The 24,844-nt window shown below is 50.8% G+C and carries 11 protein-coding genes; 2 read left to right on the top strand and 9 right to left on the bottom strand.

Translation table 11 applies throughout. The features are described from left to right. Positions 1 to 222: 222 nt before the first annotated feature. Positions 223 to 687 (bottom strand): hypothetical protein, encoded by a 465-nt coding sequence (locus FJD32_RS15255; protein ID WP_047536301.1) that lies wholly within the window; start codon positions 685 to 687, stop codon positions 223 to 225. Positions 688 to 940: 253 nt separating this feature from the next. On the opposite strand from FJD32_RS15255, the gene FJD32_RS15250 reads away from it, so the two are divergent. Next, entirely contained in the window at positions 941 to 2,350 is a 1,410-nt protein-coding gene (locus tag FJD32_RS15250; protein ID WP_088585840.1) for a sigma-54 dependent transcriptional regulator, read from the top strand. A gap of 92 nt (positions 2,351 to 2,442) precedes the next feature. Here the strand turns inward: FJD32_RS15250 and FJD32_RS15245 are convergent, their stop codons facing one another. The 3 genes from FJD32_RS15245 to FJD32_RS15235 all read right to left on the bottom strand — a co-directional run bounded on the left by FJD32_RS15245 (position 2,443) and on the right by FJD32_RS15235 (position 4,718). Next, positions 2,443 to 4,170: a diacylglycerol kinase family protein gene (locus tag FJD32_RS15245; protein ID WP_140906872.1), complete on the bottom strand. Its 1,728-nt coding sequence runs from the start codon at positions 4,168 to 4,170 to the stop codon at positions 2,443 to 2,445. 154 nt (positions 4,171 to 4,324) lie between these two features. Then, positions 4,325 to 4,519 carry a hypothetical protein gene (locus FJD32_RS15240; protein ID WP_088585838.1) on the bottom strand — a complete coding sequence of 65 codons (195 nt, stop codon included), beginning with the start codon at positions 4,517 to 4,519 and terminating at the stop codon, positions 4,325 to 4,327. Positions 4,520 to 4,541: 22 nt separating this feature from the next. Then, the gene (locus FJD32_RS15235) at positions 4,542 to 4,718 is read right to left on the bottom strand and encodes a DUF1328 domain-containing protein (RefSeq protein ID WP_011626732.1); all 177 of its coding nucleotides are present in this window, start codon (positions 4,716 to 4,718) and stop codon (positions 4,542 to 4,544) included. 424 nt (positions 4,719 to 5,142) lie between these two features. Between FJD32_RS15235 and FJD32_RS15230 the strand changes: the two genes are divergently transcribed. After that, positions 5,143 to 5,643, top strand: coding sequence for a hypothetical protein (locus FJD32_RS15230; RefSeq protein WP_037430880.1), 501 nt, complete (start codon positions 5,143 to 5,145; stop codon positions 5,641 to 5,643). A gap of 231 nt (positions 5,644 to 5,874) precedes the next feature. Here the strand turns inward: FJD32_RS15230 and pfaD are convergent, their stop codons facing one another. From pfaD to FJD32_RS15205, 5 genes are all read right to left on the bottom strand, one after another. Beyond that, the gene (gene pfaD, locus FJD32_RS15225) at positions 5,875 to 7,542 is read right to left on the bottom strand and encodes an eicosapentaenoate synthase subunit PfaD (RefSeq protein ID WP_088585837.1); all 1,668 of its coding nucleotides are present in this window, start codon (positions 7,540 to 7,542) and stop codon (positions 5,875 to 5,877) included. Between the two features lie 142 nt (positions 7,543 to 7,684). Continuing rightward, positions 7,685 to 13,642, bottom strand: a complete 5,958-nt coding sequence (locus tag FJD32_RS15220) for a beta-ketoacyl synthase N-terminal-like domain-containing protein (RefSeq protein ID WP_181159800.1) — start codon at positions 13,640 to 13,642, stop codon at positions 7,685 to 7,687. Positions 13,643 to 13,650: 8 nt separating this feature from the next. Continuing rightward, positions 13,651 to 16,077 (bottom strand): PfaB family protein, encoded by a 2,427-nt coding sequence (locus FJD32_RS15215; protein ID WP_088585835.1) that lies wholly within the window; start codon positions 16,075 to 16,077, stop codon positions 13,651 to 13,653. Further along, entirely contained in the window at positions 16,074 to 23,948 is a 7,875-nt protein-coding gene (locus tag FJD32_RS15210) for a type I polyketide synthase (protein ID WP_088585834.1), read from the bottom strand. Before FJD32_RS15210 ends, FJD32_RS15215 begins: the two co-directional genes overlap by 4 nt. After that, on the bottom strand, positions 23,908 to 24,813 hold the full coding sequence (locus FJD32_RS15205) for a transcriptional regulator (RefSeq protein WP_226871892.1): 906 nt from the start codon (positions 24,811 to 24,813) through the stop codon (positions 23,908 to 23,910). The genes FJD32_RS15210 and FJD32_RS15205 overlap by 41 nt, the downstream gene beginning before the upstream one ends. Between the last annotated feature and the right edge of the window lie 31 nt (positions 24,814 to 24,844).

Raw genomic sequence — 24,844 nt, 5'->3', positions numbered from 1 at the left:
CAATATTTTTATCTGATTGATTTTAAGATAATTATATTTGTTTTCGGCTCGTTTCGACTGTTTAATCCAAAAGCAAGCTCGGCGCTTTTTACCGACAAAATGTAAATATTACCGAGGGTGATAAAGCGATTGGGCTTAAGCAAGATAGGCGTTAAGAATCGCCAGATCGCAGGCAACAAAAACGCGGCTCAGTTGGCCGCGTTATTGGCTGGCATTGCTGCCTTACAGGGCTTGGCTACGCAGGTGTAAGGTATCCAAATGGATTTGTAGCCAAGCAATATCCTCGGCCAATTGGCTGATTAACCTTGGGTGATTGGCTTTTTTAATTAACTGTTTGAGGTGGTTAAGGCGCTGACGCTCAAGCTCGCAGAGCACGGTGAGGGCATCGGCGAGTTGCTGTTTAATAAGTAAAGCATCGACATCGGCATAGGGCCGAGTCTGCGACGGCGGCACCGAGTGCGGGCCTATGTACTGTAATGATTGGGCGAGCAGTTGCCTAAATCGCGCCAGCATCCCTTGGTATGTGTTGATTTGGGCAATAAAAATGCGTTTTAGGCTGTAGTCATCGACAGTGGTATTGGCCCGAGTATAAAAATCCACGCCGGTTTGCGTCAGCTCGATTAACTCATTAACCAGCTTAATATCGGCGCTCAGCTCGGTCTGATGTTGCGCAACATTAGACGTCATAACGACCTCCTGTGGTAGTTTGGGCAGCTCCGCCGACACGGATTGCCCACATTTTCATGGAAATATCAGTTTCATTCAGCTTCTATGCATATTTCGTTCACTTTTTAATGATAAGTTAATGGTTTGATTTAACTGATGATATTTATCTATTGTCGCCAGTGCCTCGCTTATTATCGGCAACTCTTACCGTTGAGATTGTTAAAATTTCACGGCTGGCATACAGTGATTCCTTATTCACAGGGAGTGGCACAAGATGATCCGACCAACGCTTTTCTATCATCTACAGGACGTCGAAACCGAGCAGGCATTAGTGAAGCTCGAGGGCGCGCAGACCTACAACAAGCTACGCAGTAGCGATGATTTATCTTGGATTAGTCAGCTGGAGGCCAATCGTATCGATGTGGCGATCATTGAGCTGCCCCGTCTTAGCCGTGAAGATTACTTAGCCTTACTCGAGTCCAGCGCCATTGCGGATGTGGAGTTTATTTTCCTCTCCGACGGCCTGCCGAATCCTCACCTCGATACACTATTGTCCAAATACGCGGGCTACCATTTCCGTAAGCCCATCGATATGTCCTTGCTGTGCGAAACCTTAGCCGATTTTGCCCAGCATCTGGTTGCCAATACCTCGACGCGCATTCGTCCCTATGCTAGCGAGTTAGACCAATATGGTTTGCTGGTGGGCTCCTCGTTACCTATGCACCGTTTGTACCGCACTATCCGCCGCGTGTCGGCCGCCGAGAGCAATGTGTTGATTATCGGTGAGAGTGGCGCGGGTAAAGAACTGGTCGCCAATACCATTCACTTAGCCAGCCCGCGGGTGAATAAGCCCTATATTGCGATTAACTGCGGCGCCTTGAGCCCAGAATTGGTCGATAGTGAACTCTTCGGCCATATTAAAGGCGCCTTCACCGGCGCGACTCGCGATCACCAAGGGGTATTTGAGCAGGCCGAAGGCGGCACCTTATTCCTCGATGAAGTCACCGAAATGCCGCTCGAGCATCAAGTTAAGCTATTAAGAGTGCTCGAAAATAATGAATATCGTCCCGTCGGTAGCCCTAAGGTGCTCAAGGCCAATGTGCGCATTGTGGCGGCGACAAACCGCGAGCCTTTAGTGGCGATTGAGCAAGGGCAACTGCGGGAAGATTTGTACTTTCGTTTAGCGCATTTCCCCATTCAAGTGCCGCCATTGCGGGAGCGCGGGGAAGATATAGTCGGACTTGCGAAGCATTTTCTGGCCTATCGCAATGCGGCGGAAAAACAGAGCAAAGTGTTCTCGTCCTCAAGTTTAGAGGCGATTGCGGCCCACGCTTGGCCGGGGAATGTGCGCGAGTTAAAGCATGCTATTGAGCGCGCTTATATTCTGGCGGACCATGAGATTACCCCTGAGCATTTACAGCTGACGCCCAGTGCGGAAAAAGAGACGACTGCGGAGGAAAATGTGGTGATCCCCCAAGGTATGCGCCTTGATGAGCTGGAAAAAATCGCCATTTACCAAGCGCTTGAAACGAGTCAGGGCAATAAAACCGACACCGCCGAGCAGCTTGGGATCAGCGTTAAAACCCTCTATAACAAGCTCAGTAAATATGAGCAGGAGTCAGACGCTCAAACTGTTGTTGATGCCGTTAGCGAAGATTCCGTTAGCAATAGCGTCGCTAAGTAGTAACCTACATTAAATGCCTAAAAATAAGCTAATGCATTGATTCAACTTTTAATGCAGCTTTTGATTCAGCGTTTGCTTTTGAATGTGTTAGCTTATTTTGACTCTGACTGCGGTTCAGCATTTTGCGCTTGATAGGGCACAAACACCTTCAAAGAGGCGGGTAGGATATCGATATTGAGTTCCTCCGGCTCACAAATCTCGCCATCAATCACATACTTGCATTGGGGCTGACTGCTGATCTTTACCTTTTTCGCGTGGGCGTGTTTTACTTTGCCCGTGTTGCCCGTGTTGCCCGTGTTGGCCGTGTTGGCCGTGTTGCCCGAGGGCGCAGAGTCGCTATTGGCGGCCTCTTTAATCCAGCCGGTAAAAGCCAGCTCAGCCAGACTGATAAGCTGTTCATTCGGCTCATTATTTGAATCCAACCAAGTGATATCCAACAAGCCGTCGGTCATATTGGGTTCGCCCTTACCTTGGGCGAGTAAGCTGGTAAAAGGTGCGGCATTGGCAACCACTAGGCTGTGGGTTTGCACTGTCATTGGGGCTTGGTCATCTAAAGTCAGCTGCAACTCGAGGTTGGTGTCGGTGTTCACCGCGCGCCACAAACCATCGAGATAGGCGAGTTGGCCGAGGGCATTTTTACGCTCGCGGCTCGCCGACTCAATCATTTGTTGCTCAAACCCAATGCCGACCAGCAGTAACACCAGCCGATCATTGCAACGCGCCGTATCTATGGTTTGTGTCTGGCCTTGGATAATATTATCAATGGCTTGGGAGACGGCATTGAGCTTACTGCTTAAACCAAAGAGGGCGTGTGACAGGGCATTGGTGGTGCCTAACGGGATAATGCCTAAGGTGATATCGGTGTCGATAATCTCCGCCGCGACCTCTGTGACTGTGCCATCGCCCCCGCAAGCGATGATGATATCGGCGCCCTGAAGCCGGGCTTTTTTCGCTTGGGTTTGGGCGCTAATCTCTGGCGTGGTGAGCGCTAACTGCACCTCAAAATAGCGTTTCAGTTCAGTGCAAATTTGTTCGCCATGGGTTTGCCATTTACCCGCGCCAGAGACGGGATTGGCGATAATCCAGGCTCGCTTATGCAGTTTGATTTCCCCTTGAGTGTACATCTGCTCCAGCGCTTTAAGTTGCCAGCGATTTAACCCTGCGGTTTTACGAATGCTTTTAATCTGTTGCAGCACCTCGGCAAAGCTGAGCTCGGGGCGGCGGCACACAAGATAAGCGGCCAGCACCATTACGGATCGCCCGCGGCCGAGCGCACAGTGGATTAATACCCGCTTTTGGGCGCGTACTTGACGGTGTAACCAGTTAATCGCCTGATTTAATTGGGCGCTAGTCGGCACGCTGTGGTCAAGAATAGGGATATTCAGATAGTCGATATGCTCTTCATACAGAGACACATCGAGGCCGTCGAATTCGGCGGTGACATCTAAAATAGCGGTAATGCCATAACGATTCAGTTTAGGTAAATCAGCAGCGCTTAAGCGGCTACCCAAGTATAGATATTTATCAATGGCTTGCATTGAAGGCACGCTATCACGGCGCCGCGCCCAGAGATTATAGAGTCGGCATCCTAGTAAAAATGGAATAAAGCCCCAACGAATATACCAAGGGATGGAGCCATCCTGACGTTTTCTAAAAATACTGGCGAGGTTAAACCAATAGGCCGAGCCGACAAGGGCGAGGGATAGGCTGGTCCATGCCCAAATAAAGGTGAGGATGGGGGAGTGCCCCGTTACGGCGAGATAGCCAAATAACAGCGCTCCGAACAGGTAGAAATACTTAATGTGGATCCTACGCAGCATTGGCATCTCCTCCATCGATAAACGGCGAACCTCAGGAAAATCCACTTTATCGTAACCAATGACTGTCGCGATAAAGTGGCTCGGTGGTACTCAATTGAACTGTGGTTATCCTGATAGGCTCGTTTGTGGGACTCACTACTCGCTGTCATCCGTTTTAGCAGCGTGTATCTTTCGCTTTAACGCCTTCTTTCAGTTCTTCACAGGCATCTTCAATTGCATTGCCGGTATCAGTGATGGCTTCATCGATTTTTTCGCCTGCGTCCTCGGCATGGTTGTCGCTACAGGCTGACAGTCCAAAGGTTAATAATAAGGCTAAAAATGCATTGGTAATCATGGTCATAGGTTTCATATCGATTCTCCTTTTATCCAATTTAAGCGCGTGGTGCCTTACCCTTAAGGGCGTTGACCAGCAGGGAAATCACAAGTAATACAATAAATAGGAAGAAAATAATCTTTGCGATTCCTGCTGCGGCGCCAGCGATCCCCGTAAATCCAAACAGTCCGGCGATAATGGCCACAACCAGAAACATTAAGGTCCAACCTAACATAGCCACCTCCTTTGTCTTATTTCGGTTTTTCTGTATTCTTCACTCTGCATGTTTACGTCGAGTGAGCTAGTTGCCGGGTGAGTTGGATAAGCTAGGTTACGTCTTACATCCCGTTATCACTCAATCCCGCAATAAACTCACAAATGAGATATTGCGAGCTTAATGCCAACTTTGAAGATGTTGATTAAAATTCTGATTATTAACGTTATTTTTAATTGGTGTGTTGGCAGGAGTAATGGCTGATATAAGCGAGATAGGCAATTTTTACCTGCGATTCGGTAAGAGTTGCAGTGAGAATATTGTGAGAAACAGCATAATGGCTTGATGGTACGTCGAAATGGCATTATGTTGTTGATTTAAAAGTGAGAGTTAATTTTTTTGCAAAACCAATGTTATTAGAACCGTGGAGTCACACATTCATAATATGTTAGTTCCTTCAAGCAACTCCTACTTCGTAAGCGAAATAGAAGCTTTCAGTTCAGATCCCGTTAGCCTAATTGGCTTTGTCATTGCAGCTGTTATATTTATTGTTGCTTATAAATATACGCCTTTCATAAAACACCTTTCGGAAACCGTTAACTTAAGACCAAGCACTATTTTTGTGCTGAGTTTTAGCTTTATCCTAATCGGTTTTTTCGCGACTCTTTCTACATATCTCGACATTTACCAAGTTCAACAATCCGTTTTGGAAAATAAAACACAGTTGATTTCTGGATGTATAAAGGATCATCAAGTCAACCAAAGCGCTAGCAGAGAGGAATCATTTTCGGTATCGGGTGTACGCTTTGCATACAATGACTACGTTACTGCAAGTTACTTTTTTTCAAATAAAAACCACGAATCATTTATTCGAAATGGCCAGTGTGTTTCCATTCTCTATTTGCCTAACTTTAAAAATGGCATATTAAAAATCGATAAACTGTAATTTTACAGGCCAGTTGCAGGTGAGCATTGTCGCGCTACGTTCTGTGACAGAGTGGGCCATCGGAAAAAGGGGTTTTTCCGTTGAGTCCCTAGGATGGGTTTACGGCGTGCCATTGAAGTGACAATGCAGAGCGGAAACTGAACTCCAATCGGTTTTAAGCCCAAAAAATGAATGTAAAAAAAGCGGGTTAAGTGTTCACTTAACCCGCTCAATAAGGTTTACCAATGCGAATTAGCAGCGTTGTAGTGGTTTCCAGCGTTGCAAGCTGACCGGAATACTTACCCCTTGGGATAACAACAGGTTAATCCGTGCTTGGTAGGCGGCGCCCTGCATTAAATGTTTAGCTAAATCGACTGCATTGCGCTCACGGTAATCATCTAAATAACTGCCTTTAGCCCAAGCATTAAAGGCGCCGAGGGCGGGGCCTGCCCAAATCTGATAATCCATTTCGCGACCAACTTCGCCCGTGTTTGACCAGCGACTCGAAAGACCTAAATACCAGCGGAAAATCAGTGCCATTTTGCGTTTTGGATTATCCAGCGCGCGCTCAATTTGCTTAGGATCGCGTTCATTAAAGTGCGCCACAGTACCTGCCCAAATCTCATCTAATGAGGCGCGAAACACTTGATCTTCCAGCTTTTGCCTTTCCTCTGGTGGGATCGCCTCAATCGAGTCGTAGCGGGTGTAAATCTCATAGAGTTTATTGGCGCGCATAGGGAATAGGGTGCCGCGCTTAACCACTTGTAACTTAACGCCCATTTCAAACATATCGGCGGCGGGCGCCATAGTCACATCGGCCATTTCGGTGGTGGCGAGTAATTTACGGGTATGTTCGCTGGCCCCAGCCTCAACACAGGCTTGGTTGATTGAGCCAGTGACAATATAGGCCGCGCCCATATTGAAGGTCGCCAGCGCCGCATCAGGCGTGCCGATACCACCACCAGCGCCCACACGGATAGGCGTTTTGTATTGGTACTTGGCTTGAATGGTATCTTTGAGCGCCAAAATGGTCGGCAATAACGTGACCAGAGGGCGATTGTCGGTGTGGCCGCCTGAGTCGGCTTCGGCGGTAATGTCATCGGCCATGGGCACAGATTGCGCCATTAGCATTTGATCTTCGCTGATAAGCCCTTCGTTCACTAATTGTTGCAGCATCTTAACGGGGGCGGGCTCCATAAACTTGGTGGCCACCTCGGTACGGCTGATTTTAGCAATCACTTTATTGCCAATCACAATCTCGCCGTTGGCATCGCGACTCAGGCCCGCGGCGCGGTAATAGACGATTTGCGGGGTTAAGCCCAAGAATGCCGAGGCTTCAACCGTACGCACTTGATGCTTGAGGAAGAGTTCGACACTGCCACGCTCCAGCGCTGGCTCGCTCGGGCTGTGAATCAGGTTAAAGGCGTAGAGGCCATTGGGCAATGCCGCTTGAATGCGTTTAATCGCGGCTTCTACGCGCGATGGAATTAACCCCGCCGCGCCAAAGGAACACAGAATGCCCGCCTGACCTAGTGCGATAACTAACTCTTCCGAGGCGATACCGTTGGCCATAGCGCCAGCGTAGTAAGCGTATTTCACTCCATGCACGCGGCGAAAATTGCTGTCACCCAAGCTTTGAGTGCCAAGGGCGGGGGCGAAGGCGCTCACCGGATGCAAACCATTGCTTTTGTGTAAGCTATTGCTGGGTTGAGCTTCAGCAAGACCCACCACCTCGGCGGTTTGGGCTATGCCTAGGCCTTTTTCGGCATGATTGATTAAGTAGCAGGCTTGATTGAGATCTTTAAGCTTTTTGCCAAGGGAATCGATATCGAAACTGATGGCGGCTTCATCAACCTGCCATGGCCAAGGACTGAGCTTGTTATTATCGAGAGCGTTATTATCGAGTGTGGTATTCGTCATTTGGGCTTTTCACTTTTAGGTGTTTGGGGCCTGAATTTGTTTGCCGCAGAGGGGTTATTCCCTTGCACTGCGGCAGTCTATGCTTCTGAAGCCAATTGTTCTTAAGCTAACTGTTGTTAATGCTGCAAGTTACGCGCAAGCGTTATGCCTCTTCGATGCAGATAGCAATATCGGTCACCTCATAAATGCGCAGGCCATCCTTACTCAGGTTGGCATCGCCCTTGATGATGCGTTTACCGTCTTTATCTTCAATGCTGGTGATATGCACATCCAGCGACATCTGTTTGTTTAATGGATTAATTTGACCGCGATACTTCCATTTAATTTCTGACAGAATTTGGCCAAATTTCGGATTATTGAAGCCTGCGCCTAGGTCTTGGTCTATGGCATAGGCTTGCAGTAATTCGATAATCGCCTCGACGCCGAGGGAGCCTGGCATTACCGGGTCCTGATGGAAATGGAACTGGAAGAACCAATCGCTTGGGTCAATGGTGCGCTCGGCGTACAAGTATCCCAGCCCCTTCTTACCGCCAGTTTTTACAATCTCAGCCTTGTCGATAAAGTTCAGCTGCCCACCCGCGAGGCGGTAGTATGGCTTGCCCTGCGGCGCCACAAAGCAGCGGCCATTTTTATCTAACAGATTGATTTGGCTGTCGGCTTTGATACCGCGCTCAATGTGCCAGGCTTGGGTAATTTTACCATTGTCGATACCCAACTGGTTTTTAAGCGCATCGGCCTTAAAGTAACCGAAAACCGCATTACCACGGTAGAAAGGCTCGCCATCGCAGCTCAGTTCGAAACTAAAGTTTTGAATGATATTGCTGCCAGCAATCACGGTGGACAGTAGGCGCGAATCGTTGACTATGGTCTTACCGCGTAAATCCACTTCACGCAGTAACTTGCCACTGCCGTCGAGGTTGCGGAAGAATAACTCCTGCCCCGGGAAGCCTAAGGTCGTGCCCATATAACCCGAGATAAAGCCATTGGGTTGCAATGAGATTTCCATCAGCACAGAGTAAGGCATCACGGCATGATGGCTGTTTTTAGCGTAATACCACGCGTTGCTGGGCACTTCATACTCGGCAATACAGGAAGATGGCTTTTTCAGCTCGCCACGTTTGCCCTCAATGGCCACCACGCGGGTGGTGAGTTGCAGATCGCCGCAGGGCGTACGCGGCGGGATTAAGCCACGGTAAATACTAAAATCGGGGCCGAAGCAGTTTTCAATATCGCCGGTGGCAAACTCAAACAAATGGTAGGGCGTAAACGGCAGGGTGTCGGGCACGCGGTTGGCGTACTTAGAGCCTGCTGGCGCAATCGGCGCACTTACATGCTTAAGCGGCACAACGCCTTTATTTACGGGAGCTGCCATATCCGGGATTTGTGCCATCAGCGGCGCTTGTTCCGCTTGGTTGTCGATATTTGCTGCTTGGGCATCATTACTCTGTGAAGAACTGCTTTGCGAAGATCTGCCCAGTGAAGAATGGCTTTGCGAATAGCGGGTGCAATCCGCTTCTTCTTTAATCATCACCCCGAGGTTTTGGAAATCCACCACCACTTTGCCATTGAGCAGAATATCGATATTCGCCTTGGCATAGGGGCGAGGGCTCATGCCAATTTCGGTAACTTCCATGCGATAGGTGAGGGTGCCAAATTGCGGCAATACCTGACCGCGGCAGCGCACTTTTTGCGATGCGTTTTCAAGGGGTTGGAAACGACCGTTAGTAACCCCAAGGTGCATACCAATATGCAACATAAAGAATTGCAGCAACTGGCCACAACCTTCGGCCATGAGGGAGCCTGCCATCACTTGGTCGCCCTTGAAATGGCAGGGGAAATACCAATGGTCGGGGGCTAATTGCTTGTGACCTTCAATCAAGCCTAAGCCCCATGCGCCGCCATGCACGTCGAGCTTGCTGACTTGTTCGATCATCAGGAATTTTTCCGAGGCGAAGCACAGTGAAGGCTGGAGACCAAACTTTGCTTGATGGGCTGTATGCTCACCGCCGAAACAGCCGCCAATGTCGGCGCTCAGCAGGCGATGGATTTGGCCGTAGCTAAAGGCCGTTTGTGCGCAGTTAAGTAGCGGCGTGAAGCGTGGCTTATTGCCGTTTCGGGCATATTCATTGGCCAGTGCAATTTGTGCCTGCTCGCGCGCCTTAATTTCGGCCTCGGTGTGGATCACCCCTTTGCCATCGGCCAGTTCTTTATCGGTAAAGAATCCCGCGCAGCCGCCGTCCATCTTGAGGATTAGCTTATCGCCCACGAAGCATTCGTAGGAGAAGAAAAACAGCAGGGTATCACCATTGCGGGCAAAGTGGTTGATGGAGATATCGTAGCGCAGGGTATCACCGCCGCGGGGCAGATCTCCAAGGAAGGTGAGGGTGCAGTCGAGCAAGCGATAGACGCGCTCGCCCTTGTTTTCAAAATCGATACCTAAGTAGCTGATCAGCATCAAGTCGCACTGGCCCGATTCGACCGCCACCGCCCACGGAATTTGGCCATCGACCAAGAAGGGCGCATCCACGGGAATGTCGTACTCTGTGGTCATAGTGCTCGGCTGATAGCGGTTCATTTGCGCGTTGAGCTTAGTCACCCGCGAGACCAGCAGATAATCCGAGGTTGGCAGGCGCACGCGGCGGGCGTAGCTATCGATAATGGCGTAATCGGCGCCAAAGACCTTGGCAATGTCGCCCTCGGCATATTCCACCAGATCCTGATAGTTCCAAATGCAGGGCTTATCCGCTGGGATAGGTGGTGTATAGGGCGGGACTCTTGCATGATTAGGTGCATGATTAGGCATGAGCTCTGGGATTGATACCGCTTGCTGCGCCTTCGTTTCAGCGACATTTATGCAGGTGACAACATGGGTTGTAACAGACCCCGTTTGTGTTGTCTGGGATAATTGTGCCTTTAACAACGCATCGGCCAGTTTGAGCCCTTGCTCACGGCTCTGTAAAAAGGCTAAGTGCGCCTCGCGTGCAAGCTGCTGGTTTTGCAACAGTTGCTGGTTTTGTAACAGTGCCGCGCTATCCTGCGACGCCCTATCCTGCGCCAAGGGCGCCGCCGAATATTGGTGTGGTGCGTTAGATGACATACCGCTCTCTACTGCTGTTGGTGTGGCAAATGGGGTGGCGTTTTTTGCCGTGATATCAAGTGCTGTTTCTACTGTGGGCTCAGTTTGTGTCGCCTGTGGTACTACAGGCTGCAACTGGCGCATTTTGCCTTGGATGGCGGCAAGTGCGGGCAGCGGCGTATCCACAATATGTTGATAGATATCGCGGCCACCGAGCGTCACTGGTTTGATTAAATGCTTTTGCTCACTCAAGGTTAAATCCTGTGCAAGGCGCAGTTCTAGTTGCGCCGCCTGCGTTGCAGTCTGGCTTAACAGCAGCAGCGAACTCACTCCTTGGCTTTGGGTAGACACTAGTGCCTGCTTATCGACGTTTTTATCCGAACCCGCAGACCCATTTTTTAGGCTTAACAGGGCATTCAGAAGACTAGCCATACCCGCAGCGGCAAAGTTATGCCCAAGGGTATTGGCGACTCGATTGCATGGCGTCCCCATAAGATTAAGCTGCGCTAATAGCTGCTCCGCTGGCAGTTGCTCTTCTGGGGCAATACATTGCTCAACCATATGGATGGCAGCGGGTACTGAAGGATTGGCGATAGCCGTTTCGGTTATCAGCGAATCAAGCAGCTTGGGCAGCTGATGGTTTGTGCCAAATGCTTGACCACGAATTTGGCCGTAGCCCTTTTGAGAACTGTTACTCGCTTGTTGACTGTTGCTCGCTTGCTGGTTTGTCAGCACGATAGCGCCCGAGCCTTCACCCACCTTCCACTGTGGATTCGCGCTGTTGGCATCGAGATCAACGGCGACCTCGGCGTTTTTCAATATAACCTGTTCAACACTGCCGCTTAAATCCACGGCGGCAATCACGACGCCATCGAGGGCCTCTTGGGACAGTAGGTTTTGCGCCACATCGATACAGCGAGCGACCGATTGTTCGGCGGCTGAGATGGTAAAGGCCGGGCCGTTAAAGTCCCACAGCGAGGCGATGCGCGACGCCATAATATTGCCAATAAAGCTGGTGTATTGATTGAGCTTGGCGGCATCGAGCACGCTGTCCATGGCGATGGCTTCGAGGGCAAGGTATTCATCATTGGAGAGGTGAACGCCTTGTCGCGTTAAGCTATCTGCAAGTTGGGTGTGCAAATTCACGCGGCCACGGAATTGGTGCAGCTCAAGCTCGGTTTCCATCGCCACTAACACGGCGACCTTGCTGCCCGCGGTTAACTTGGCATCGCGAATCGCCTCATCAGCGACTTTGATCAGCAACAACTGCTGGGAGATAAGCCTGTCATCCTCATTGGGCGGCACTTTAAAGCGCAGAAAATCAAAATCAAACTGCTCGATATAGGCACCTTTTGGCGCGCGATTTAGACCAAACAGGTTAAGGATATCGGGGTGTTTATCTAAGCCTTTCCAGCGGTTAGGTGGCAGAGGGATAAAGGCATCCGTTTGGTTTAATAGCGCCTTATCCAGCGCATTGATGGAGGCCAAAGGTCCAAAGTGCGACGCCATGCCGATAACGGTTAATGCTTGCTGTTGATAAACAGGTTTGTTGGCTTGCTTCTCGGTGCTGTGCGCTGTTGGTTGATAGGATTCCAACAATAGATGGGCATTACAGCCACCAAAACCAAATACAGATACCCCCGCATGGCGACGATCGTTGCCTGCTTTATCGGGCCAAGTCTGCAACTGAGTAGGGATATTATTACCGCTAAACAATCCCTTAGGCGATGATATCGGCGCCTTAAGGTTTATACTCGCCGGTAGTTGCCCTGAGCGCATGGCGAAGATCATTTTCATGATCCCAGGCATGCCGGCAGCTGTGAGTAAGTGGCCAAGGTTGGATTTAGCCGAACCTATCAGCGGCGCTTTAGTGCCGCCGAGTTTATCTTCGAAAAAACGCTCCATCGAGGTGAGCTCAACCTTATCCCCCAGCGGTGTGCCGGTGGCATGGCATTCAATCACTTCGATATTGCTCGGGTGGGTGTTGGCAGCGGCATAGGCGCGCTCGAAGGCTTGTACTTGACCCTTACTGTTGGGGCTTAAGACAAATTGGCCTTTGCCATCGTTCGATAAACCAATGCCACTGACCACGGCATAGATATTATCGCCATCGCGCTCGGCATCCTCTAAACGCTTAAGCACTAATACGCCTGCGCCTTCGCCCGCGAATAAGCCTTTGCTATTGCTATCGAAAGGCGCCGAAATCCCATGGTCAGGATAGGCGTGGAAAATCGAGAATCCCATATTGATAAAGAAGGGATCGGCGCCCGATACCGCGCCTGCGAGCATCATGTCGGCCTTGCCCGTGGTTAAATAATCGCAGGCAAGTTTGAGGGCATAGACTGAGCTGGCGCAGGCGGCGTCGAGACTGAGCTGTGCGCCGCCAAGGCCGAGGGCATCGCTTAACAATTTAGACGCCGTATGGGCAATGGCACCATTGGCTGCCTGTTGTGTGTCCGCAATCGAACCATTGGCGAAGGGCGCTAAGGCAAATTGTGGTTGATTAAGCTTGGTTTTTAATGCCTTTTCAACCGCTTGATGGTAAATCGGTAAAAACAATTCATTAGAACTTGCGGTCGGGAACGACAGGGTGCCCATTACAATCCCTGTGCGTTCAAGTAATGGCGCCGTTAAATCCACGCCCGCATCCAGCAGGGCTTTTTTACTGCAATCTAATGCCCATAAAAAGCTTTCATCGAGCCCGTCAAAGGCCGTCGGCGGCAACTGATAACCCTGTGGGTCAAAACGAAAATTGCGGATATAGCCGCCCTTATCGCAGTAAAAACGGTCGGCTTGGCCTTGAACGCCTTGGTAATCCGCAGGATTGGCATTGAGTTTAGCCGCATCAATTTGGCTGCGGGAATCTTTTTTATCCAGCAGATTTTGCCAAAACTGCTCAGGTGTGTCGGCATCGGGATACTGGACGGCAAGGCCGACGATGGCAATCTTTGGCATCGCCTTTGAGCTTTGGCGCTGGTCGTTTGGCACAGCGGTGCTGTCTTGCAGAGTCGGGTGAGCATGCATTTGAGAACTCAAAGGGGTTCTCCTTCTTGGAATACGTTTGAATAATGGCCTAAAGCGCTGGCGCTGGCCGAGTGCGGCGCTATCGTTTTCGCTGTAGCCTTATCCGCCGATTGAGGCATAAGCGGCGCAAGGGAGAGTGGCACTCTATGGCTGATAAGTTGAGCTAAACATTTGAGTAAACTGGTGATCGTATCGCTGCCCTTGGCATTACATGCCATGGCTAATATCGGTTGTTCCTGTGTTTGAATGCCATCGGCACCCAACTCTAATTGGCGGCCGATTTTATCGATAAGGGTGCTGGTTTGCCGATCGGCGCCCACTTCAACAAATAAGCGCGCACCTTGGTGATACGCGGCGTTAATCAGCGCGGTAAAATTCAGCGGCGCACAAAAGGTGTCGGCAATACTCTTGGCAATGCTTTGGCTGTCGATACTGACGGTGCTTTGCCGCGCCGCGCTAATAAAACGCACCTGAGTCTCGCAGGCATTCGCCTTTAAGCCCAAGGTATAAAACTCTTGGATAGCGTTGTGCTGTGATTGCGAGGGCGGGGTATGCATGGCGGTGACTTTATTACTGGCAATGCCACGCTTATTCAGCCTTTTAAGGAGTTGTAAGCAGCTTGCTTCGCAGCCCGCGAGAATACAGGTATCGCCCTGTTCGATGGCTAGATATACCCGTGGAAAATCAGTCAGCAGGGTATTAATTTCGGCGCGAGAGGCTCGCACTAAAAAGCTATTCCACGCCAGCGGTGCATCTTCACTCAACTGCCAATCACGGCGCACCGCAAGCAGTGGGCCTGAAATCTCCTGATTGAAGATGGCGCTGTTTTGGGTGGCGTTAATCAGGGCATGTGGCGTTTGCCAGATATCCAAACTTGCCCACATGGCCGCTTCGCCCATGGAATAGCCCAGAGCGAGTTGCGGTTGAATAGTAAAGACTCGAGTTAGCAGCCGACTAAATAGGTAACTGGCGCCAACACCACTAATCGCAAGCTGGCTTAAGCTCATGTCTGCTGCGTCTTTTACGCTTACATTAATTGCAGTTTTCGCATAAGCAGCGCCTTGGTAAATCGCCTCGGCCTGCAACATGGCGGCTAAATCCCCTTCGCGTTCAAGCTCGCGATAAAGCTCTGGGAAATAGCCATGTAAGTCGCTGAACATATTCGGGTAAACCGTGCCAACGCCGGGGTAGACAAAGGTTAAGCCTTTATCACCAAGGGGCGAGGCCGTAAAATAACTGCCCACAGGAGTTTTAAAGGCCAGATTGGCCGATGGCATTAACACTGGCGTTTGGGCTGGAGCAGGAGCCTGTTGCGTCTTTTCAATATAAGCGCGCATCGCCTTGGCTTCTTGCATTAACTCCCCAAGGGAGCCCGCCATCAGCACTAAGGCTAATTTATCCTGTGCTTGATAACGCTCAAACCAATCACTACCTTGGGTACAAAGCCAATCCGTATCAGGTTGGTTTACTGATAAATCTAATGAATCAATCAGTTGCGACAACTTAAGCGTTAAAGATTCAAGCGTGTTGCCGCTGATGGGAATAAACAGCCTGTTGGCATTAAGCAACGGCTGAGCGATAAGCCGAGTGCCTTGGGTCAAGATAAGGCTTTGGGCGGTGCTCGCTCGAGGGGCCTTATCCAAGGGCTTATTCAAGATATTCCCCAAGAGATTTAGGCTTAACACCCTTGCCTGATGGGGCTTGGTAAACCAATAGCCGTTCTGCGCGTTTTTTACGGGCTTTTCAGCGCGCTGTTCAGCGTATTGTTCAGCAAGTTGCGCTGCATTAGTCGCATCAAGCATTGGTTCAATGCCTTTGAGACTGCGATGACTTAACGCCTCAGCCGCTTGAGATAATACATTCAACTGACGGGCAAGATTGCCTGCCTGCGTGTAGCAATTAACCACCTGAGCACAATCGCGTTTCGCCAAGGTAAAAGCGCTGTTTAAGCAGCGCCCGACTGTATTTGTATTGATAGTATTTGTTTCTTCAGCTGTTTCAGCTTGGATTTGCGCTAATGCTGAAATATAAGCCTCGGCATGCAGGTGTAACTGCGCGGCAAGCAGTCCATCGAGCAGATACAGACTACGGACTTGCTGTTGATATTCAAAGCGGATTTCAACGAGTTGTTTTTGCGCAATATGGGCGAGCTGATCCGTGATCAAGGCAACCAGTGTTGGCTCATCAGATGGCTCATCAATCAGTGGCTTATCTTCAACATTGAGCAGAACTCGACAAGCCATCAACTGTTGCAGCTTACTGACATCGGTTTGTGCATGGTTAAGCACACTCAGCATCCGCGTATCGTCAAGCCTGGCATCACCAAGCCATACGGCTATTCGCAGTGGCTTGGCATTGGGATGTGGACTGTTTAGTGCCGCATTACTTAATACAGGATTGCTTAATGCGGCATGTGCGCTTGGGTCGAGTGTCACTTAACACTTACCTCGGCCATGTTTTGGATTGATGCCTGCACTTGCGCCAGTTGTTGAGGTTTATTAGCCAAAAATGCTTGGTTAAGCGTCTTACTGATCGTGACTTTTGCTCGTTTCATCTCGCAGCTTAATCGACCATCTTGATGATAAAGCGCAATATTGGCTTCAAGTGAGCGGGAGGAATGCTTGATAACATCCAGCACTAATACCGCCTTCTCGCCAAAAGCTAAGGGCGAATAGGACACAAACTCGCCAATGGCACTGGGTAAGCTTGCCGCTTGATATTTAAGGCGCGCCCACACGAGCATGGCCTGCAATAACAGATCTTCGGCAAAGGGTTGTGTGCCTTTATCCTCAAGATTTGGCGCAAACTCACCGCAGTCATCTAAGGCCACCGTTGGCAGTGCTACCTTAGCGATAAGCTGCTGATCATCAAAGGCGAGCACTTCGCTTATGCCTTGCAGCCTTGGGCCATGGAACAGTGTGCCATCACTGTAGAGCGACTCTCGATCTGCGATAGCGGGTTGCTGTGGCATCTCCTGCATCAGAGAATGCAACTCGCCAACCTCGAAACGCTGCGCGTCTGCCGTATCATCCGTCTGCGCCACTAACACCGCCTGATACTGCGGGCGACCTTCAAAGCTTATCAACGCGGTTAACGCTTCAGTCGATTGCTGTGTAGCGTCGGCAAGCGGCGTGAGCATTAGTTCGAGCTCAATAGGCGCATCGCGGGCAAGTAGTACCTCATCGAAGATAATTCCCTTGAGTAGTCGATAATCGCTGACACTCACCGTCTTACCTAAATGGGCCTTGGCGGCCTCACGCATCCAATCTATGGCGCATACCGTTGGCAACACCGCATGACCGTTGATGCAATGATCCTCAATAAAGCTCATGCGTTTAGGGTCGAGGCTGCGCATGACGCGAATACTCTGCGGCACCGTTTGGGCCATAGGCTGCGGATCTAACGCCGTGGTTAGATCCGCTTCAGGCTTTTTTGCTGATGCAGCTTCAACAGTATTAGCGGTATTGCCCTGCATATCGGTTCCGACCAACAGCTGCGCTCCCGTATCACTCAATAATTGGCTGGCAAATAACTCGGCACCGGCTTTGAGTGGAATGACATAGACCCCACGGTCGATAAACATCTTTTTCAGCGCAGGATTGACCATGCCGCCATCCCAAGGCCCCCAGTCAAAGCTCATCACCTTGGCTTGCGGCAATTGCTGCGCGAGTTGCAGCGCGGCCTTGTTGAGAATGTCGTTAGACATGGCGTAGTCGCTTTGGCCTGTATTGCCGTAAAAACCCGCTGCCGAAGAGAACAGAGCTATGAGCGTTAACTGGCTAAGATCCAGTGCCGACAGCAGATTGTTAAGTCCGGTCACCTTAGTGCCATAAACGCGTTCAAGTTCGCTTAAGGTTTTGTCTTGAATATGTTTATCGGCAAGTACGCCCGCGCCGTGGATAATCCCCGTGATGGGCGATAGGGCGCTGATAGGCGCAATAGTGCTGGCAATGGCGTCAGGATCGTTAACATCTAGGCTTAAGTATTCGGCGCTGGCGCCAACCGCTTCAAAGGCCTGTAAGGCATGGCTGATTTCAAGGCTGCTTTGTACTGGCCAAACTAAGGCATCCACTTGTTTTGGTGTGGGTTTATCACCCAGGCTTTGCAAATGTGCAATGGCAGCGGCTTTCAGCTCGTTGCGATTTTTACCCTGAGCCCAAGCGGGGATCCCTTGATGGGCGCTGCGACCCGCGAGGATAAAATGTGCCTTGCAACGTTTCGCTAAACTTAAGGCGCACTCGAAGGTGACGCCCTTAGCGCCGCCTGTGACGAGGATTTTATCTGCATTGCTAAGGGCGGCGGGTGGATGACGAAGTGCTGCACTGCCCGCGACTAAGGTGGTGCGCTCAAGCTCGCTATCAATACCGACTTCGACTGGCGCATCTTGGAGGTAGTATTCCTGCACTACCGCATTGGCGACCGTTTTAGCGTCCAAGTTTGGCGCGATATCCAGCGCGCGGCAGACCACTCCTGGCCACTCGTGATTTAAGGTTTTAGTGAGTCCAGAGAGCGCCGCTTGGTTGAGTTCACTCTGACTGATGAGGGCTCCTGCCGACTCGTCCATGCCGATATAGCCAAAGCCGCCGTCGATACGGCTGACGGTGACAAAGCGGCAGTAGTCGCGCTCCGTTAACAGCGGTTGTAAGTGTTTGGCGAACAAGAAGGCTTGCTCGACCGAGGCTTTGGCTTCGTCTGCCAGCACTAGGCCAGCACTTTTATCGGCAACGGACTTATGCTGTGGCTGCAGATGAATAAAACCAGCGATTTGGCCAAGCGCTTCAATCTGATTGATGACCTCACAAATGCTTTCATCATCAATCGCCTTCAGCGTGAAGTTGGCAATATGGCTATCGAGTGGCGATGCGCTGGCCACAACCGTTTTAGGTGAGCGTACAACCGCAACCTTAACCCCTTGGGCGTGAAGCTTTTCGGCAATCACCCCCGCGTTGTGGCCATCGTCGCCGATAACGACGTAACTGTTTGCCGTCAGTTGAACATCGCTAGTTGCTATGATGCGCGCTAACTCAGCCGCCGCTGGCAACTTTTTTAGCATCACCTCACTATGGGGCGGCAGGTCGATGATTTCCTCGACTGTTTCTGTAATCGCCTCTTGAATTGGCGCAGCATGGTTTTGTTGTAGCGCCTCACTTGAGGCTTGCGAACCAGCATAGAGGGCGACAATTTCACCCAAGGTGCGACATTCAGCTAAATCTTCAGGGCTCAGTTCTGGCAGGTTCGGCAGTTGGTCTTGTACCGTGCCTAGAATTTCCACGCGCTTGATAGAATCGATACCAAGGTCTGCTTCCATATCCATGCTAAGTTCTAACATTTCAACCGGATAGCCCGTCTTGTCGGCCACGACCGCCATCATAGTGCGCTCAATCGCGCCATTAGAAACCGCCGCACTTGCAGCAACTGCATTTTGTGTCGCATGGCTCACTGTGGCGGCAGCTGTTACGGCTGTTGATACTAGAGGAATTGCTTGGCTAAAGAGCGCCACTATTTCCCCTAGAGTGCGACACTCGGCTAAATCTTCTGGGCTGAGTTCTGGCAGGTTCGGTAATTCGTCCTGCACTGTGCCTAGAATTTCCACCCGCTTAATAGAATCGATCCCAAGGTCGGCTTCCATATCCATGTTCAGTTCCAGCATTTCCACGGGATAGCCGGTTTTATCGGCCACCACCGCCATCATAGTGCGTTCAATTTCATCATTAGAAACCGCTGCGTTTGTGGCTACTGCACTTTGTGTCGCATGGCTAACAGTGGCGGCAGCTGTTACGGCTGTTGATACTAGAGGAATTGCTTGGCTAAACAGCGCCACAATTTCCCCTAGGGTGCGGCACTCGGCGAGATCTTCTGGGCTCAGTTCTGGCAAGTTCGGTAATTCGTCCTGTACTGTGCCTAGAATTTCCACGCGCTTGATGGAGTCGATACCAAGGTCGGCTTCCATATCCATACTCAGTTCGAGCATTTCCACGGGATAGCCCGTCTTGTCGGCTACCACCGCCATCATAGTGCGTTCAATTTCATCATTAGAAACTGCAGCTCCTTTAGCTACTGCACTTTGTGTCGCATGGCTGGCTGTGGCCGCAGCTACTACGGCTGTCGATACTACAGGAGCCGCTTGGCTAAACAGCGCCACGATTTCCCCTAGGGTGCGACACTCGGCGAGATCTTCAGGGCTGAGTTCTGGCAGGTTGGGTAACTCGTCCTGTACCGTGCCTAGAATTTCCACCCGCTTAATAGAATCGATACCCAGATCGGCTTCCATATCCATACTGAGTTCCAGCATTTCCACGGGATAGCCTGTCTTGTCGGCTACCACAGCCATCATAGTGCGCTCAATTTCATCATTAGAAACCGCCGTACTTGCAGCTACTGCGATTTGTGTTATTGACTGCGGGCTTGCTGTAACGGCTGTTACAGGAGTCGCTTGGCTAAAGAGCGCGACAATTTCCCCTAGGGTGCGGCATTCAGCGAGATCTTCTGGGCTCAGTTCTGGCAGGCTGGGTAATTGGTCCTGTACCGTGCCTAGAATTTCCACGCGTTTGATGGAGTCGATACCAAGGTCGGCCTCCATATCCATGCTAAGTTCCAGCATTTCAACCGGATAGCCTGTTTTATCGGCGACCACCGAGAGCATAGCGTGCTCGATTTGCTGCACAACTGACTTCTCGGAAAGCGCGCGGGTTGCTGCCGCCACAGTTTGCACTTGTGGTTGCTGAACCTTGGGCTCGCTCACAGGCACCGCAGTAACTTTTGGTTCTGCGGCTAAGGCTTGAACCACGGGCGCCTGCGCTGGAACGACAGGCGTTGCCACTGCTACCGCCACTGGTGCAGCGACTTGAATGGGGGCTTGAACCTGAGGCGCAGGCATTTGGCCGAGTAGGGCTAGTGCTGCTTGGCTGCTGCTGGTCTGCAATTGCATAAATTCAGCATGGCTCTTTAGGGTTTGTGCCTGATGCTGGTGGAACAGCTCCATAGAGCGTTGCAGGCTCTCCGGAATGGCGATGCCAAGGCTTGCCATTTTGGCTTGCTCTGCCATTAGGGAACTGACGGTATCACCGTATTGCTGCGGGATAGCTAAAAATTGTTGATGTAATTGCGCTGCCTGGGTTTGGGCGGCAAAAAAGGCGCTCAGGGCATCTTGATTCGCCTGTCCAGCGGCAAAGCTGGCTGGCTGTGCAGACGTTTGTTGTTGAATATTATTGCTATTTTGTGCCACTGGCTTTTCCACTTCGACAACCTTTTCTAGAATTTTTTCGACGATCACTGGTTTTTCAACGACTTTTTCAACCACTTTCTCAACGAGGCGATCCACATACTGCACTTGGCTGGTAATTTTGCCCGATTGCAGCGAGTCGACCATTTTGTTGCGGGTCGCTGGGCTGATGTAGTTGGTCGCGTTGAGCTTGATATTCATGGCTGAAGGCGTTGCTGGCGCAATCAATTCGGCTTGATAAGGGTCGATTTCCCCTAGTGTTACCCCCGCAACCGCCAGTTGCACCGCAGCGCTGCGCAGTTGGCTGTCGGAATCAGCTTTAGGATTCGGGTTAATGCTGATAAGGCACAGCTCGTTTAACTGCGCGGCTAAGGTATTTTCTGTCAACTTCTGCAGAATGTTTTTCGGGCCGAACTCGACAAACACTCGTGCGCCAGCGGCATACATGGCCTCTAGTTGCTCGCTAAAGTGCACCGATTGCAACATATGCTCTTTAAAGGCGGTTTTGATGGCATTTGGATCGGCGGGATGTAACTTGCCTGTGCCATTGGCATAAAGGGCAATCTTTGGCGTGTTGAATTGAGCCTTATCAATGGCTTCACTAAACGGCTTTTGCGCATGGGCAACCAATGGCGTGTGGAAGGCGCCGGAAACTGGCAGGGCAATTGCCTTAAAGCCTAACTCGCCAATGGCCTTAGCGGCCTGTTGTGTCGCTGTGGTAGCGCCTGCAATTACCAACTGAGTGGGGGAGTTGTAGTTGGCAATCTTGACGTCGTCAAACTGCGCCAGGCAATCGTTGATAGTTTCAATATCCTGTTTTTGCTTAAGAATAACGGCATACATGATGCCAGCATCACGACTGGAGTCGGCATCCAGAGGTGACTGCGCCATTGCCTGTCCACGTTCAAAGGCAAGCTTGATGTAGTCATCCATGGAAATCACTCCTGCGGCGCACAGGGCCGAGAGTTCACCAAAGCTATGACCTGCGAGCATATCTGCGGTGAAACCCGCCTGAATAAACAGGGCGTACTGCGCCATAGAGATCGCGCCGATGGCACTTTGGGCATAAAGGGTATTGGTTAACGCACTTTCCTGCGCTTTTCTCGATTCATCATCGAAGGCGGGGATCGGGTACAGCACGTTTGAAAGCGTCGCTTCACCACGGTCGCTAAACACTTTATCGCTGGCGTGGATATGGCGACGAAGCTCGGGGAAGTTATTGGCAATTTCCAGTCCCATATTCAGGTACTGTGAGCCTTGGCCGGCAAATAAGGCCGCGACCTTGTGGTTATCCTTGACCAGCGCTTGGGCGCGGAAACTTATCCCTGAGGGCAGTTGCCAGCCATCGGCGCTATTGGATTCTAGCTGCGCTATCGCTTGGGTTAACAGAGTCTGTAACTGGGCATAGTCCTTGGCGATAAAACCAAGGCGAGCCGATTGCGGTGCTAGTTCACGCAGGGCGTAGGATTTTGCAAAGGCAACAAAATGGGCATCAGAAAGCTCTGCCTTAGCCGCAGTTGCTTGCTGTAGCGCGTTTTTTAACTCGGCAAGCAGTGCGGTTTTGTCGGCGGCGGCAAACAGCCAGCTTTGTGCCACGCTACGTTGACGATAGGCGTCATCGCGCGCGTGCTCGGGGTGATATTCTTCGAGCACTAAATGGAAGTTAGTGCCACCAAAACCGAAGGAGCTGACCCCAGCGCGGCGGGGCGTATCGTCACTGCGTTGGATCCAAGGGCGCGCCTCGGTATTGAGATAAAAGGGCGAGCGGGCAATGTTTAATTTAGGGTTAGGCTGACTGACGTTTATCGTAGGCGGCAAGACTTTATGGTGTAGTGCTAATGCTGCCTTAATCACACCCGCTGTGCCCGCGGTGGACTTAGTATGACCCACCTGAGATTTGACTGAGCCTAAGGCAATATGCTGTAACTGCTCATTATCCTTAGAAAATACTGAGGTCAAGCCATTGAATTCGGCCACATCGCCTGCGGCTGTGCCTGTGCCGTGTGCCTCAATCAAGCCAACGGTGTGCGGCGCAAAGCCTGCGTCATCATAGGCGCGCTCTAATGCCTTGGCTTGGCCTTCGGGACGCGGCGCATAAATGCTCTTAAATTTACCGTCCGATGAAGCGCCCACGCCTTTGATTACCGCATAGATACGGTCGCCATCGCGCTCGGCATCGTCGAGGCGTTTTAAGGCGACCATGCCGATCCCTTCGCCAATCATCATACCCTTAGAGTCGATATCGAAGGGTTGGATCTGTTCGTTTGTGGTAAAGGCTGGCGTCTTTGAGAAACTCATATACATGTAGGGTGAGTTGTCGGTACAGACACCGCCGGTAATCATCATGTCGCTGCGACCTTCGGTCAGTTCGGTCAGCGCCATACGCATGGCGGCAAGCGAACCGGCGCAGGCGGCATCGACGACGCAGTTCATCCCCCCTAAATCGAAACGGTTGGCGATACGTCCGGCAATCACGTTACCAAGGGAGCCGGGGAAAGAGTTTTCTTCCCAGTGGACATATTGATCTTGGAATTTTTTGATCAGCAGCTCGCTATCTTCATCGCTCAGGCCACTGCTTTTAAATACTTTTTTCAGCACTGGATATTGCAGGCGCGCATTGAGGCTATGGCTTAACTTTTGACCGCCGCCAATTCCTAGGGTGATACCGATACGGTCACGGTCGTAATCGTCTGGCAGATTGGCATCCTGCAAGACTTCCTTGGCGACGACCAGTGAGAGTAATTGTGAGCTGTCGGTGAGTTCCAAAATATTGGGCGGCAGACCAAACTCCATCGGATTGAAGTCGACCTCAGGCATAAACCCACCGCGTTTGCAGTAGCTCTTATCGGCCTTGGACTTATCCGCATCGTAATAGTCATCAATCGACCAGTGGGATTCGGGCACGTCGGTGATGGCATCAATCTTGTCGCAAATTAAATCCCAAAACTTATTCAAATAGCGGGAGTTAGCAAAGATACTCGCCATGCCAACGATGGCAATTGGCATATCTTTTAAGCGTTTATTCAGTCTCTTATCGGCTTTTTCATCGGTTGATAATTGAGGCTGTGATGGGGTATGGCTCATAAAGAGTCTCCACTGGCAAAGCGGGTGGCTGTGCCTTATTAAGGGATTTAGCGAGGGCTTTTGGGGTTTGCACACCAGGAAAGCGGGCTAAAAATGTGTGGTAGTTGCGCACCAGCAATTTACGCAGATGAAACGGCCCATCCTTCAGCACATAGGCGATGTAGCGATTGGCCGCTTGGGTGTTACTATCTTGATAAATATCGATATAAATCCAATCTGTCTTGCTATCTATACCAAGGAGCACTGATTTAGGCTCGGCTTCGGTTAATTGCGGTGGCAGCGTTAATGACACCACTTGCACTACGGTGTCGCCATCTGTGCTTGGCAGAGCGAGCGCCTTGGCTAAGGTTTCGGAGTTAACCGTATAGGTTTGTACGTCGCTGCCTTGGGCAATCGGTAATTGATTAAAATACTGTTTAGGCACAAGTTCTTGATCAAACTCATCGAGGCGCGAAACCCCATAACGCTTAAGGCAGCGGGCTAAACCTGAGCGCGATACATTGGGATTAATAAAGGTTTGCGTCGCTTTAAGTAGCCTATCGAGTGGCAGTTTTAGCTGATACCTCAGTCCCACCACCACATATTCTTCAATTGGGGTGAGGGTGGTATTGAGGTTATGCGGGGTATTCGGGCTGTCGTTCACTGACTCGCGCTTGCGCCATTTACGCACTGTGGCTTCGGTAATATTTAAAATTTTGGCGAGCTGACTCACACTCAATTCAGATTGCTGAATAAAGTGGCGCATTTCCGGCGTGGTGGTGGCATTGCGGTGCCTTGCCGTGTTATGGCGAGACTTTTTCTCTGTGCTCAATTTCTTTATGCGAGCGTTATCAGAAACTTGAGTGTCGACTTTTGGAAAACTCATACTTGTTAGTGCGGTCCCATCATTATTATTT

Source organism: Shewanella sp. LC6 (assembly GCF_006385735.2).
In the GTDB taxonomy this organism is placed as follows: domain Bacteria; phylum Pseudomonadota; class Gammaproteobacteria; order Enterobacterales; family Shewanellaceae; genus Shewanella; species Shewanella xiamenensis.
This window is presented reverse-complemented; position numbering and strand designations above follow the sequence as displayed.